The organism is Pseudomonas ficuserectae, from assembly GCF_024584585.1.
GTDB lineage: Bacteria > Pseudomonadota > Gammaproteobacteria > Pseudomonadales > Pseudomonadaceae > Aquipseudomonas > Aquipseudomonas amygdali.
The window spans coordinates 1-14361 of record NZ_CP085686.1; the positions used below are offsets into that span (position 1 = coordinate 1).

13 protein-coding genes and 1 pseudogene are annotated in these 14361 nt (G+C 52.8%); 7 read left to right on the plus strand and 7 right to left on the minus strand.

What is annotated here, in order from left to right; genetic code table 11:
- The 4 genes from LJU29_RS28335 to LJU29_RS28350 all read left to right on the plus strand — a co-directional run bounded on the left by LJU29_RS28335 (position 1) and on the right by LJU29_RS28350 (position 3640).
- Positions 1 to 1314 (plus strand): replication initiation protein, encoded by a 1314-nt coding sequence (locus LJU29_RS28335; RefSeq protein WP_257113077.1) that lies wholly within the window; start codon positions 1 to 3, stop codon positions 1312 to 1314.
- 138 nt (positions 1315 to 1452) lie between these two features.
- Positions 1453 to 1878 (plus strand): LexA family protein, encoded by a 426-nt coding sequence (locus LJU29_RS28340; protein WP_057411958.1) that lies wholly within the window; start codon positions 1453 to 1455, stop codon positions 1876 to 1878.
- A complete protein-coding gene (locus LJU29_RS28345) occupies positions 1856 to 3151 on the plus strand; it encodes a Y-family DNA polymerase (RefSeq protein ID WP_183147118.1) in 1296 nt (431 codons plus the stop codon). The genes LJU29_RS28340 and LJU29_RS28345 overlap by 23 nt, the downstream gene beginning before the upstream one ends.
- Positions 3152 to 3316: 165 nt before the next feature.
- Positions 3317 to 3640, plus strand: a complete 324-nt coding sequence (locus LJU29_RS28350) for a GrlR family regulatory protein (RefSeq protein ID WP_183147080.1) — start codon at positions 3317 to 3319, stop codon at positions 3638 to 3640.
- Positions 3641 to 3858: 218 nt separating this feature from the next.
- On the opposite strand, the gene LJU29_RS28355 is transcribed toward LJU29_RS28350, so the two are convergent.
- The 3 genes from LJU29_RS28355 to LJU29_RS28365 all read right to left on the minus strand — a co-directional run bounded on the left by LJU29_RS28355 (position 3859) and on the right by LJU29_RS28365 (position 7146).
- A complete protein-coding gene (locus LJU29_RS28355; RefSeq protein ID WP_054070433.1) occupies positions 3859 to 4740 on the minus strand; it encodes a FitA-like ribbon-helix-helix domain-containing protein in 882 nt (293 codons plus the stop codon).
- 431 nt (positions 4741 to 5171) lie between these two features.
- Positions 5172 to 5744: a hypothetical protein gene (locus LJU29_RS28360; protein ID WP_054070432.1), complete on the minus strand. Its 573-nt coding sequence runs from the start codon at positions 5742 to 5744 to the stop codon at positions 5172 to 5174.
- A gap of 367 nt (positions 5745 to 6111) precedes the next feature.
- Entirely contained in the window at positions 6112 to 7146 is a 1035-nt protein-coding gene (locus LJU29_RS28365; protein ID WP_057432805.1) for an IS110-like element ISPsy16 family transposase, read from the minus strand.
- 306 nt (positions 7147 to 7452) lie between these two features.
- On the opposite strand from LJU29_RS28365, the pseudogene LJU29_RS28370 reads away from it, so the two are divergent.
- Positions 7453 to 7908: pseudogene (locus tag LJU29_RS28370) on the plus strand (DUF4113 domain-containing protein); the annotation flags it as partial.
- A gap of 442 nt (positions 7909 to 8350) precedes the next feature.
- Here LJU29_RS28370 and LJU29_RS28375 read toward each other — a convergent pair.
- Positions 8351 to 8602, minus strand: a complete 252-nt coding sequence (locus LJU29_RS28375; protein ID WP_053486304.1) for a ribbon-helix-helix protein, CopG family — start codon at positions 8600 to 8602, stop codon at positions 8351 to 8353.
- Between the two features lie 85 nt (positions 8603 to 8687).
- The gene (locus tag LJU29_RS28380) at positions 8688 to 9344 is read right to left on the minus strand and encodes an AAA family ATPase (protein ID WP_038819590.1); all 657 of its coding nucleotides are present in this window, start codon (positions 9342 to 9344) and stop codon (positions 8688 to 8690) included.
- 778 nt (positions 9345 to 10122) lie between these two features.
- On the opposite strand from LJU29_RS28380, the gene LJU29_RS28385 reads away from it, so the two are divergent.
- On the plus strand, positions 10123 to 10944 hold the full coding sequence (locus LJU29_RS28385) for a C58 family peptidase (protein ID WP_005760351.1): 822 nt from the start codon (positions 10123 to 10125) through the stop codon (positions 10942 to 10944).
- A 224-nt stretch (positions 10945 to 11168) separates the two neighbouring features.
- Here LJU29_RS28385 and LJU29_RS28390 read toward each other — a convergent pair whose 3' ends face one another.
- Positions 11169 to 12401: an IS91 family transposase gene (locus tag LJU29_RS28390; RefSeq protein ID WP_257113105.1), complete on the minus strand. Its 1233-nt coding sequence runs from the start codon at positions 12399 to 12401 to the stop codon at positions 11169 to 11171.
- A 342-nt stretch (positions 12402 to 12743) separates the two neighbouring features.
- Between LJU29_RS28390 and xopAF the strand changes: the two genes are divergently transcribed.
- Positions 12744 to 13586, plus strand: coding sequence for a XopAF/AvrXv3 family type III secretion system effector (gene xopAF / locus LJU29_RS28395; protein WP_080562937.1), 843 nt, complete (start codon positions 12744 to 12746; stop codon positions 13584 to 13586).
- A gap of 377 nt (positions 13587 to 13963) precedes the next feature.
- Here the strand turns inward: xopAF and LJU29_RS28400 are convergent, their stop codons facing one another.
- Positions 13964 to 14257 carry a hypothetical protein gene (locus tag LJU29_RS28400; RefSeq protein ID WP_147479678.1) on the minus strand — a complete coding sequence of 98 codons (294 nt, stop codon included), beginning with the start codon at positions 14255 to 14257 and terminating at the stop codon, positions 13964 to 13966.
- Positions 14258 to 14361 lie beyond the last annotated feature (104 nt).

Here is a 14361-nt window from a genome sequence, read left to right on the forward strand (position 1 = left end):
ATGAGCCACGACACCGCGATCAGTCTTGCCCTCGCGACCTCATCCACGGCCAACACCGATCCGCTGGCCAGCAGCACCCACCTGCCGCCTGCCCGTTTCTTCGAAGACGGCACTGCGCTCAACCGGTTATTGCTGGAAGCGCCGTACATGGCGCGGTGCAGTGACGACAAAACCGCGACTCGCGTCCGTCCTCGTGAATACGCCCTGCGTTATCCCTATATGCAGGTCAATCGCCCCGGCATGGTGTCGTGGCTGGTGTTCGACCTGGACCATGCCAACGCCTTGGCCTGGGACGATGCCGGGTTGCCTGCGCCGAACCTGATGGTGCGCAACCGCAAGAGCGGCCATTCCCAGTTGTTCTATGCCGTCCCGTCCGTGTGCACCACCGAGAACGCACGGGCCAAGCCGATTCAGTACATGAAGGCGGTCTATGCCGCGTTTGCCGCTCGTCTCGACGCGGACGTGGACTACCACGGTGGCCCCGTGGCCAAAACACCCGGCCACCCCTGGTGGGAGACCACCGAATTCCACAGCCACGTATACGAACTGGGCGAACTGGCGAGCGCGGTGGAGTTGACGGTCAAACCGTGGGCCACCGGCCCCAAGTTTGACCAGGTCAGCCATTCGCGCCACTGCATCCTGTTTGAGCAGTTGCGTTATTTTGCGTACAGCATCGTCAATCGCGAGCGCGAGCTGGGTTCGTTCGAGTCGTTCATGCGCTCGCTCGATGCGTATGCCTACAACCACAACAGCTTTCTAAAGCAGGGGTTTTCGGAAAACCTGCCGCTGTCGTCGATACGCGCCACGGTCAAATCCGTAGGCCGCTGGACGTGGGATCGGTACACCGGTGATCGCCGTTGCCACCGAGGGGCCATGCAGCTCGATGGCAGCTTGTCGCTCACCGAACGGCAGAGCCTGGCTGCCAAGCGCACAAATGAGCTGCGGCACAAAGCCACAGAATCGAAGATCCGTGCTGCGTGCAGGCAGCTTCAAGACCAGGGCAAGGCACTGGTACGTTCTGCCATTGCAACACTTGCCGGCGTTTCGGTGAGAACGGTGGCCAGCTACACGCACATTCTCACTGAAGTCTCTCAACCATCCACTGTGAGTGTTCTCAGGGCCACCCGCCAGCCTGCCAAGGCTGCGACTGGGGCACGTGGCCAAGTCGATTCAACTACCCCACAACCCGCTCCGGGCCAGACTGCAAATCGTCGCGCTCCAGGTGTGCAATCCGGTGTACATCAGATATCTGCGGTGCCGAAGGGGCCGCCAGCTGGAGAGCCGTTAAAAAAGGAACATGACGATTGTTCATGATGGGGAGTGCGCGAATGATTTAAGTGCGGCCAGACAGTGATCTATGTGCTGTTGGTCGGCTTGAGTTGACGGGTCACTGCGCCGCGCCGTTAACTGTACGCCCATACAGTTAACTCTGTTCTCAGTCAGGTTTGCGTCATGAACGTAAAAATACTCGGTCGGTTGTGCAGCTCCGGAAAGGTCATCCCGCTCTACACTTTCAAAATCCCTGCCGGTTTTCCTAATCCTGCTGCGGACCACATCGAACAGGACTTTTCATTCGACCGACTGATGGATTTGCGTGCGCCTCACATCTACGTGGCCAAGATCGATGGCGACAGCATGGAGGGCGCAAAGATTTTTCATGACAGCCTGGTGGTCGTAGATCGTTCGCGAAAGCCGTCCAGTGGCAGCATCGTGATCGCGGCACTGAATAATGAGCCGCTGTGCAAAATCCTCATCCTGCAGGGCGACCATGTGGTGCTGAAGTCAGCCAACCCTGCCTATCCGCCTCGGCATATCCTGGAAGGTGAAGAGTTGTCGATATGGGGCGTTGTGCGACATGGCGTCACAAGCTTTGAGTAACAAGCCAACGCCGGTGTTTGGACTGGCAGATGGGAACGCGTTCTACGCGAGCTGTGAGCGAGTGTTCCGACCCGACCTGGCCAAGGTGCCTATCGTGGTTTTGAGCTCAAATGACGGCTGTGTCATTGCACGCAGCTACGATGCAAAACCCTACGTGAAGATGGGCGCGCCTTATTTTCAGATAAAGGACGTGCTGCGACAGTACGGAATTCAGGCGTTCAGCAGTAATTTTGCGTTGTATGGCGACTTAAGCCTTCGGATGATGACCATCATAGAATCCATGGTCCCTGCCGTTGAGGTTTACATTGACGAAGCGTTTTTAGACCTGACCGGGATGCCTGGCAATATGACCGAACTGGGCAGATCGATACGATCCAAAGTCCATCGCTGCACCGGCATTCCCGTGGGTGTGGGGATTGCACCGACCAAGACACTGGCCAAGCTTGCCAACTACACGGCAAAGCGTCTCCAGGCGCACACCGGCGGTGTTGTGGACATCTGCGACCCTGTCAAACGCGATTGGGTGCTGCGCAATACCTCTGTCGGAGAGGTCTGGGGCATCGGTCGAAAAATGAAAGCGCATCTGGAGGGCATGCGGATCCTGTCGGCCAAGGACCTCGCTATGGCGGATCCCTGGATGCTGCGCAAAACGTTTAGCGTTGTGGTCGAGAAAACTGCACGGGAGCTTGCTGGCACAGTTTGCTTGGAGCTAGACGAAGTCGAACCGCCACGGCAGGAGATTTGTTGCAGCAGAATGTTTGGCAAGCGACTGACCGAGCTGGGGCCGATCAAGGAGGCGGTGGCCACCTACATGATGCGTGCGTCTGAAAAATTACGTGCCCAGGGCTCCGTGTGTAAAAAGATCAGGGTGAGTATCCGCACTGGCATGTTCAATCCTGACGAGGCCAAGTATGCGAATGGCGCACTGGTCCAGCTGCCCTACCCCACCAACGATGTGAGGGTGATGACCCAATACGCGACGGAGGCGGTTTCGCGGATATTTCGCCCAGGCTTTAGGTACAGCAAAGCAGAAGTGCTGCTGATGGATATCTGCCAACCAGGTGAATTTACCGATGACCTTTTCATGACCAATCAGCCGGTGAGTTCAGATCGACTGATGGCCGCTTTGGATTCAATCAACGGCAAGTGGGGACGTGGAACGCTGCGTACAGGCTCAGTACCAGTCACACCTGATTGGGGTATGCGGCGCGAACAGATGAGCCAGAGCTACACGACGCGGCTTGATCAGCTGTGGGTTGTAAAGGCCAAGTGACCTTTGGTCGTCTAAAACTCTATATAAAATAAAGGCTTGCAGTTTTTCCGCTCTGCCTATTTAGCCCTCTCTGTCTCCATAATCAAAACTTTAGGTTTTGTATTGCTACCTGCCATGTATATCCGACATAATGGCCAGTCATCTGATGCCAAAAATGGAGCTTTTATGAAAAACGGTCTTTACGCTGTTAATTTCAAATCATCCAGCCAGGCCTATGGAAGTGGTGTTATCAGCGTTATAAATGGAAGCGTGAATGGTGGCGATGATGGCTACTTTTATCAAGGGCACATAGCTGTAAACGACTCAGAATTGAGCGGTACTATTCAGATCAAGCAGTGGAACCCAGACGTTCCTTCAGTGTTTGGTCCGATTCCTCAATTTGACCTTTCTTTGGCAGGTCAGTTTGAGGGGGATAACTTTGAGCTTCAGGGCTCGGTCGTCGGGCAAAATATCAGAATTGTTGGACTTTACCTTGCAGGGCTAATTTGAGTTATCTCTTGGGGGGACAGATTTAATTTCTGTGGCCCGTGCGACCTCAATTTGGCAAATCGCACGCTAGCGTGCGATTTTTCTACAGTCTCCTTAGCACATCTACCATCTACTCCAACGTCCTGCATGTCGGCGCCGATTGAAAACTGCCCCAGGGCAGATTGCCGATTGGTCATCAGCAATTGTGGATTCTAGTCTGACGGGGGGCCAATGAGCGATCAGACGACGGGTTGAGGTATATAGCCGTACCCCTTCTTCCACTCGATACTGCCTGGGGACCTACCAGCCTGAAGGGGGTACAACCAACTTGCCGCGCTGCAGCGTGTCAGATCCAGATAGAAATTTGGGTGATGATCACCCAATTCAACAGCACCAGTAGGCACGTCAGTGTTGTATTCAGCAAAGTTGACGATCTCAACGCCATTGAGAAACTTTACAAATTGCTTCAGGTTCTCATCACCGCTACCGCCCATTTGATCATTGAGATAAAACCGGCCGCAGTATCCCGCGCTGATATTTTTGCTATCGCCCTTGCACCTAAACATCAGCAAGGTTCCGTCATGCCTTGGGTGGTTGCCTTCGTTATCGTCGGTTGCACATAGGCGCACAAGCTTGATTGTGGACCCGGAATCTTTGAGAGCGTCGTTGAAAAAATCGTGGTAGCTGTTGCCGATTTCAGGGTACGGAAATATGGTACCTGTACCACTGATTAGCCACTCCAAACTGCACCCGTAGAGATCAACGATCCGTATGGCCAAGTCGAAGGAAAGCGGTTCAACACCCTCGACGCAATTGAGTAGTGCTGCCGGTGACGTTTCGCCCAGGGTCAGAGCCAGATGGGGCAGGTCACTGCGTTCATTCCATTTAAACACCTTGTCCTCTCGTAAGCGCTCGAACAATTGGAGCAGACGTTGCCCGGCGGCACGCTGCCATGTTTGGCACCTGGACAGAGGTTCTGGCTTGGAATCTCGCAGAGACTCCAGATACCTCGCCAAGCCATACCGGGTTTCACCCTCAAGCGAGCGTTCGTTTCGATGTGCTGCTTGTAGCAACAACTGGTGCAGATCGTCAGGAAAATCGCGAACACTTAGCCTAGCCATACAATTCTCGCTGTCATTATGTAGTCATTTTGCCTTTTTTATAGATTGGCATATAGCCTTCATAATGTCAGCAACGCAAACAGCAAAATTTGGGGTCCGGGGAGCAATGGAGCAGCCAACCGACTTAAGGTGGTGGCGATCCGTTTTTCTCAGAATTTGCACCGTTATTGCCTGTCCGAAAGAGGTCCCTTCAACGCAATAAATTTAGTACCAGCTAAATGAGACGCCTAATACAGCGTATTTACGGGTCTTGACCGATCGATTGCTTAGCGTCCGTTGAGAGATCCTCTTTCGGACAGACGCTTAGGTTCGGCTCATGGAGAAAGAAGGCCAATAGCTACTATCCTTAAGTCGGTTTGCTGCTCCATTGCTCCCCGGACCCCAATTTTGGCAGAAAAAAGCCGCCCTTGGGCGGCTGCACTGGAGCAATTTCAAAACCGGCTTTTACCGTCGAGCTGATCCACGAGATTCTGAAGGTCACCATGTGCTGCCTGACTATAGGGCTCACCATGATAGGAGAGAACCGCCAGTAGCTGGTTTTCAGAATCTTTCGGCAGGCGCACTAAGCTGCCCTGATCCTTTAGGAAAAAGGTACGCTCAGCCAAGCCACTATGACGTAACGGAAGCAACAGCGTTTTGATCAGCTCGTAGGCTCTTAGCTCTTTGTAACCAGTCCAAATGGCCCGGATTTCGAGTGTTCCTTCCACAAATATCAGTGTGCAGACCAAATTGTTACCTTCGGAGATGTCCTGCCGCAGGCCCAGGCGGGCATAACCAATTTGCTCGTATAGCAGGTGCTGCAACAGGGTTGCAAAGTCGGGCGCCGAGGTACCGTTAGTAAGCGCTACGTGACCATGAACGCTTAGCAGCCGACGCAGCTGTGCTGTGAAGTGGTCACGGCCAACCAGCTGCGCTAGTTGCACTACGGTGTTGAGTGAAAGAATGGCTTCGCTTGTACGGGAGGATATTTCAACCTGTCCAAAAAAATGATCATTCGAGGTCATCGCTGTGTGGTCCTTGATGGATCGGTAGAGAAAACGGAAAAAATCGTACTACAAGGGCTTCCCCATTGAGCACAAGCCCAATAGTTTCTGTTTGACTCCGCTGCATGTGCCGGATCGACTGAAAGAAGGTGAAAAACTGCGGTACTACAAACGGTCATCTTGAGCTGATCGCTCGGACCCTGATGAAAGACGCACGTGAGGGCCTCGTTCGCTAATCGGGACTGAATTTCCCATACGATTTTTCAGGTATCCCTCACGCAGGTCCAACCCGCTTCACATCAACGACGGCAGTGCACATTGATCCTTTTATCCGCTCATGATCCTCGCCCTAACGCCTTACAAGGTGATCAGTCATGACCTCTGGTGTTTACGCGCCCGTTGGTTCTGCCTGTTCAGGCTTGAACGTGTCGCCGTAATGCAGGACGGCCCAGGCCATCCTCGCATTCTTGGCGGCAATCGCCACGGCCGCACGCCAGTAACCCCGTCGCTCCATGAGGTTGCGGATCCAGCGACTGAGAGGATCTTGCTTATTGCCCAGGTTGGCCATGACAGATCGAGCTCCAAGCACCAGTAGACTGCGTAAATAGGCATCCCCGGCTTTGGTGATACTTCCCAGGCGCTGCTTGCCGCCGCTACTGTACTGGCTTGGCGTCAGACCGAGCCAGGCAGCCACTTGGCGACCGTTTCTGAAGTCGTGCCCATCTCCAATACTGGCCACTAAAGCACTTGCTGTGGTCGAGCCAACCCCACGCAATTGCAGCAGCCTACGGCTGCGGTCGTCTTCGCGAGCGATCTGATTGATGGCTCGATCAAGTTCCACCAGCCGATCCTCGATATGGCTGGTGTGCTCCAACAGTTCACTCATGCACCGTCTTGCCCAGCCAGGCAAGGTGTCCAGACAGGGACCAATCTCTTTTCTCAATCGCTCTGGGCTTTGTGGCAGGACCACGCCGAATTCAGAAAGTAATCCGCGCAGTCGGTTGTACGTAGAGGTGCGTTCTTCGATGAATCCCTGGCGGGTTCTATGAAGGCAAAGAGTGGCCTGCTGATGCTCGTCTTTAACAGGGACAAACCGCATGCTGGGTCGGGTCACTGCCTCACAGATCGCGGCCGCATCTGCGGCATCGTTCTTGCCGCGCTTACCCGACATTCTATAAGGCGAAACGAGTTTAGGAGCCATCAACTTGACCGTATGGCCGTGCTCGGCGAACACCCTCGCCCAATGATGAGCGCCTGAGCAAGCCTCCATACCAATCAAGCAAGGGGGCAGCTGGGCGATCAATGGCACCAGTTGATCCCGCGCAACCTTGGGCTTCACCAAGGTTGCATTACCAGCCTCATCAACGCCGTGAACGGCGAATACGGCCTTGGCTAGATCGATTCCCACGGTAATGATTGGCATGGACTTCCCCTCCTGTGGTTTTGATGCAGGTTTGACACTTCATCATGGCACTTAGAGGGGAGCCCGCAGAATTCGGGAAAAATCGTACGTTAAGAACTGCCGACAGGAGGCATGCCTTCGCGCAACCTGGACTGTGTCCGATTGAAGCACACCTCAACCCGGCGTCAGGCTACTCACTGGCACCGCGTCAGACTAGGGCCGTTTTCTGCATTTTCTGACGCCGAGGCGTCTATCTTTATGGTTTCAACTGACAGGTAGAATGCTTAGCGTACGATTTTGTCCGTTTTCTCTATTCCCCCCATGATGCGTGCCTCTGAGAAATTACGCGCCCAGGGATCGGTGTGCAAAAAGATCCGGGTGAGCATTCGCACCGGCATGTTCAATCCTGACGAGGCCAAGTATGCGAACGGTGCGCTGGTCCAGCTGCCCTACCCCACCAACGATGTCAGGCTGATGACCCAGTACGCGACGGAGGCGGTTTCACGGATTTTTCGACCAGGTTTCAGGTACAGCAAAGCAGAGGTGCTGCTGATGGATATTTGCCAGCCAGACGAATTTACCGATGACCTGTTCGCGGTCAATCAGCCGGTGAGTTCAGATAGACTGATGGCTGCTTTGGATTCAATCAACGGCAAATGGGGACGTGGAACGCTGCGTACAGGATCAGTACCGGTTACTCCGGATTGGGGGATGCGGCGCGAACAGATGAGCCAGAGCTACACGACACGGCTTGATCAGCTGTGGGTTGTAAAAGCGAAATAAAGAATGTTGCAGGCCGTACTAAAAAGGTACTTAATGGATATCCTTAAAGTATCCCTGTAGACTCTTTAGAGTATTGCATGAGTGTCCTTATAGCTACAGGGACACTCGCAGAGTTTGGCGCAAAATGTGGTGATCATCTCCCGCTGGCTTTGTCTCCACGACCTTGGCGGTGCTCGCCTTGTTTTAGACTGAGGTGCCTTGCCTGGCTCGAACCTGCTACACATGTTGCTCGGCGCGTCACTGCCACCCTCTAAAGTCGCAGTCAGTCTAGGACCGAATCAATACAGTGAAGGGATATCCTTTGGATATTCTATAAGTATCCAAAGGATGTTTTAAGGGCGTCTTTCTCAAAAGGTTCTACGTCTTGAATTTGATCATTCGAGGGCATCGTATGGAATCAAATCGATGCCCTCCCGGGTGAAAGCGCTTGCAGGGGAGATATCTATACCCCTGCGTCCAATAAGCGACGCACAGCGATTTTGATTAGCGCTGGCCTGGATAACCCAAGCTTGTTACGAGCTGCATCAAACTCAGCAAGCAGATCTGGCTCGAACCCAACAGAAAACATCTCTCGATTACCACGCATGTTTTTCTTCGCTTTGCTGTCTGGAGCTGTTGCTGCCACCTTTGTGGCAGCGGTCGTCGCTGCAGGATCCGCACTTGCTGGTTTTGGAGCTCGTTCTATGACTGCCATGTGATCACCACCTAAAAAGGTACTCTTGGGATATCCTTAAGATACCATAAATGTATCCATAGAAGACTATTTGAATGCCCTTTTGTCAGTCGAACAAGGCTTTGATCAACCCATCAATTTCTTTGCACGCTTTAATGTCCTTCGGCTTCATTTCCGATACGGCCATACCGAGAGTTGAGGCCGCTGCGATAGATTTTCGACGCGTGATCGTAAGGTCAACCAACTGCAGTTCGGGAAAAGCCGCAATCGACTTACGCGTACTGATGTTGTCACTGGAATATTTCTTGGGCTCGGCCATGTTGAGGAAGGCATAGATCGGCAGCGGATTATCTGCGCGGGAGGCTTGTATTTCACGAATTAATGGCACTAGCTCGTCCTCCAGGGCGTCGAGCTCAAAGTTACCTGGTGCTATTGGTACAAGCATCACATCTGCAATCATCATGGCGTGACGAAATGCAGAGCTATCCCGACCACCAGCATCAATGATGATATCGTCGTACTTGTCGAGCTGCCTGAGGACTTGAGTCCGCAGCTGCTCTCCTTCAGGGTAAGCGACCAACGTGAGGCTGGGCGTCAGTCCGGCTGCATCCCTACGATCAATTGCTTTTGACGACGAAGATTGGCGGTCACTGTTGACGACAAGCACATCCTTGCCTTGAAGCGCGCGCCCCATTCCTATTTGAACGGTGAGGGTCGACTTCCCTACACCACCTTTACTATTTCCAACCACAAAAATTGCCATGAGCATGCCCTGCTGTGTTTTAGATACCAAAAGGATATCCTTTTGGTACTAGTTGTCAATCCTTTTGATGTCATAAGGGCACCCTTATGGTGTATTGGGTAGTTGGGTGTGTAGAGGGTGCCTGAATTATCGGGATCTGGAAAACGAGCTAGCTATGGAGGTGCTTCGTATGGATGACCGTAGAAACCACTTTGCAGAAATGGTCGCTTTCGCCGCGGGGATAGCGTTGGTCGGCTGTGCACTTGCGAAGGCGTTCTCTGACCAGATTGGGCTGGATGTTTCAGCGGGAGGACGTCTGCTGTTGAGCAGCGTGCTTTGTGTGGGGCTCATAGGCTACGCAGCGTGGAATGAGTTGACGGATGGATTCCTTGGCATGGGAGCCCTATTGCCCCTCGCGCTATTGACGGTTTGGAGTGGTATGTGGGGTTGTAAGCCGGAATCCCAGAAATTTCCGTCACCCTGTTCCAAGTCCAGCTACGAGTACATCCGGGTGGCGGTCTCGATGCATAGGAATTTCAAAATGCCTATGCATTGCATCAAGGTGGAACTTTTTCTTGCCCGCTACCACCCATTCTTATTTTGCAGGTTCAGTTTCCTGCAAGCCCGTAAGCGGAGAAAATCAGCACATATGGTGGGTATCAACAGAGCAGGGTCATCTGGCGCTTATTTTGGTGGGTACACAGAGTCTGAGCGAGCGAGCGCTCGCGACTCGATCAGCGCGAGACCCTCGAACAGTCCGCAGGTACCGCCTCCTTCGACGGATTCAGCCGGGCGTGAGATGCTTTTGCTACGGTCCGCGGAGTTGTCGCGCCGAACCAGAGAGCGGCTCGAGCAGAGCTTTCCGACAGCGGAGGAAGACAAGCAGCAGGCTGATAGCATCGTTCAACGTGGCAGAACGAGGGTCAGGTCAGGGGCTGGTCTTCATCGGTTAGAAATACTTACTCACCAATCTGTGGAACGCGGCTGTTCATCGTCGAAGGCCTTGAGTAGTTCAGATGACGACGTGTCCTCTGCTGAGTCCTCTGAGGCGGATATCGACGCAGTATTCAACTATAGAATTGCAGCGTTGAATAATGCGAACGCTAGTCAATCTTGTATGGGCTTGGCAATCCAATGGCTGCGATTGCGTGATGAGGGGGAGGCGAGTTACAGAATGGAGGCGCTGGATCTTGACCATGCTTCGGACATCCAGAACCAATACGAAAATGCAGCAGGTTCAGTGAGCGGGTCGCGGGAGCAGCGAGAAGCAGGTCGAATATCGGCGCGCAAAACCCTTTTGCGAAGTCAAGATTTGCAGCCTGTAGGTGAACCCTCGGTATTCCATGCGGATCGGCAATCGACCGCATTGCAAAAAATTGCGCGAGATGGTAGCGCCCATTTGATCAGCTTGTGCTTTGAAAACAATGGAAAGCGTGTAAGGCATGCCATCACTGCTTCCAGCTCCGAAGGCAGTGTGAACCTCTTTGATCCAAACTATGGCGAGTTCTCTACCACTTTACCGGAGTTGCCTTCGATGTTCCAGAATCTGATGACCAGATACGGCAGTCGACTGAATGGGCACCTGCAATTGGAGAGCATGGTTATTCAGCGTGTGGAGTGACACTGCTCGGTGTATAGGAATTTCAAATTTTCGTTACCCAGTTCATGCATAGGAATTTCAAAATGCCTATGCATCAGGCTGACGCTATGACGGAGGCGTCATGCCTTCAAAGCGATGGGTAGGAAGACGCTGATGCGTTACTTATGCAGTGAAAATCCCTATCAACAAGCATTAATGCAGGTTATTTCACCGCGAAGCCTAGGTGCGGACGCACCTACCCCCTGTCAGGGCTTCACGTACCTCATCTGCGCAATCGCCTGAGCGTTGAGGTTCAGTCCCTGCACCGTCAGCCCGCTGATTGCCGCCGTGTATACCATCCGCGCGCCACACAGCACGCAGCGGAACGGATCGACGTTTAGAAAGGCTTTGGCCATCTGCACAAAATACAGCTTCGGTGTCGGTCCTGGCGTCGCCATCTTCAGTGCTTCATAGACCTTTGGCAGGTACTGCCCGCAGACCCGATTGGCCAGAAAACCAAAATACCGGATCATCCGGAAATGCTTTTCCGGGATGTGCTGCACCACCCGGAAAAGCATGTCGGCCTGGCTCAGCGTTTCCTGCTGATAGGTCTGTGTGCGGTGATCCAGGTAGGTGAAGCTCAACGTGGCCCCGTTGGTGTAATGCGCCAGACGACTGCCCGAGATGGGCGGTTTTTTCAGGTAGCGGCCCAGGTAATTGACGGTCTTTCGGCCGTTTTTCGTCTTCTTCGACAAGTGGATGTGCCAGTGCTGGCCGCCAGCGGTCAGTATCAGACGGTGCCAGTCGCTTTCACAGTGGATGTGGGCCAGCTGCGGCGGCATCGTCAATTGCGAAAGCGGCTGTCCCAGCAGGTAATCGCGCACCAGCCACATCCAGCGCCGCCGCAGGGCCTCTTTGTGGAACGACAGATTTTTCCAGACGCCCTGCTCATCCAGGCCGCCCGCGGTCACCGACAGGTGGACGTGGGGATGCCAGTTGAGCCGCCGGCCATAGGTGTGCAGCGCCCCGAAAATCCCGACGCGCAAACCGCGCCGCCTGGCGGCGTAGATCAGGTTATCGGCCGCCAGCCGAAACAGCGCATCGAGCAGCCAGCGGTTGTAGAAGAACAAGGGCCATAGCGTGTCGGGCAGCGTGAACACCAGATGCTGCCAGGGGCAGTCGGGCAGACGGTTGTTTTGCACGGCGATCCACTGGTCGGTGGCCTTTTTGCCGCAGGAGGGACAGGCCCGGCAATGGCAGGTGTTGCACAGGTATTTGACGTGCGGGCAGCTGTGGTTGCCGCAGGTGTAGTGTTTGACGCCCAGTATCGAGGTGCCGCAGGCGAGCATTTTGGTGACGGACTCGACTTCGATGTCGCGTAAGCCGCCCTCCTCGAGGAGGTGTGCCCAGCACTGGTTAGCGGTGAAGAGGTTTTTGAGCGGTCGAGGTGTGTAGGCAGGACTCATCTGAAGCAGCAGCGGTGGGTAAGCAGGCTTCATGATGGTCAATAACGGGCCTCATGGCAAAGCTCAAATCGATGTTTCTGCTGCTACGCGATCGTAAGAACGGGCGATTTGCAGCCGCAGGCTGCCCTGTTCAAGTCCGCCACGAATGCATCTAGTGCACTGGTTGCGAAATAAGTTACCAATGCGCGACAGAGCAAACCATTGATAAATTTTGATTTTTTCAAGGATTACCAACTGATTTTTTTCGAAAACAGTACACTAGGCGGCGGTCTAGGCGAGAGCGAAGACTTGGCGAAGCAATTATTTTTGCATCGAAATTCACTATGAGCTACAGATGATCTAAGAGTTTAACCCTATTCTAAAGAGGTAATCGTTATGGGACTATGTATTTCAAGACCGTCTAGTAGTAGCTATCGTGAAAACTTGGAAACTTCTGCAAGCTCTCCGAACACCAGGCCTACTTTTGGTCATCAACCCGCGTCTACGAGCTACAGAGCATCAGACGAGGTGAATGAACGTCCTGCAAAGTTCTCTCATTTTCAACTTGCACGACGTGGTGGAAATTATACCCTTAAAATGGTTTCTTTAGACGCTTATCAAGCAGAAAGACGGCACAGTGGCAATGCAATAAAGGATCGCAGTGAATCTACATTCCCGTGGGTCCGTGTCTATCACTCTAAAACAGGTTTGGATTACAGCTTTCAGATCGACAGAACCACTACTGTCAAAGTGGCGGGGTTCAACGGCCTTACGCCCAACGACGAAGGGACTCGGCATCTATACAGTGCTGGCACGAGTCAAATAAACATGCCTGTCGTCACAGATAACATGACTGCTTGTATTGCTGTTGCTTGTGCTGCAGAAAACGTGGATGCTGACACGGGTGAACGTATGCGTGGCGCGCAGGTCCGCGTATTCCATCTGCTCCCTTTTTGTCACGAAGACCTTGTGCCAGAAGAGGTTTTAGCGTCTATACGCGATTATCTGCAAAATGCCAGAGCACAGGGTCTGACAATGCGTGTCGCCATGCATGGTGGGGATAGAGAGGGTGATTTTTCAGTTAGCACGGCGGATGCATTGAAACAGTTATTTGCAGATGAAGGGATTCCTCTAGAGTTCGACGAGACCTGCGCAAACAGAACTTCTGACACTCTGCTGGGCGCTGTTATTTTAGATGACAACTCGACTCACTTCATAAAACATTTGGTGACTGGATAGCTGAACCAACGCTACGTGTAACCTCAAACGAAAAAGTCCCAACCTGCAACCAGCGCGGTTTTGACCAGGATTAATTGCGACTGACCAGACGGGTCAACCAGCATTAACTGCGAATGAACCTGTATTGAACCGCGCTGAAGCGGTAAACCCAACGATCGTATCACTGGCCACCATCTGGCTGTCGTAAAACAGTTGTTTTCCGGCAGCGACGCCGCCAAGCAGAAAAGGCTTGATTGATCGGCCAAATATGTACGGAAAACCGTAATGGATAGCAAAAGCAGCCGGGAACCACTCTGGTGATGTTTACCGCCGGAATTTTCGGGGATTCCGGCGTACAGCCCCCCTACATTGATAGCTTTGGATTGTTCTGGGTATTATTATAGCAACCAAATCATTGAAGCATAGGCTGAACTTAATGCCGCAACTGCAATGGTACCCCATATTTTTGTGCTTTTCAGGTAGCCGGAATAGTAGGATCTTTCAATCATTCCAATCTCACTTGGGTTAAGATTGCCGTCCCGGGCAGCATGCGCTGCTATATGTATCCATTGTTTTTCTTTAACAGGATCGTTTTTAGCAGAATAGAAACGGGAGAAATTCCATGCAGCAAGGGCCAACGCAATCAGGCTAATAATGAGTAATCCAATAACAAAGTATGGGGCTATTTCCATCGGAAAATACCTCGACAAAAATGTAATAGGAAAGTAGCGATCTATTTTCCTACTTGTGTTTTACCTGAGATGATTTATTTAAGGAAGGTCTGAAAAAGCCTCTT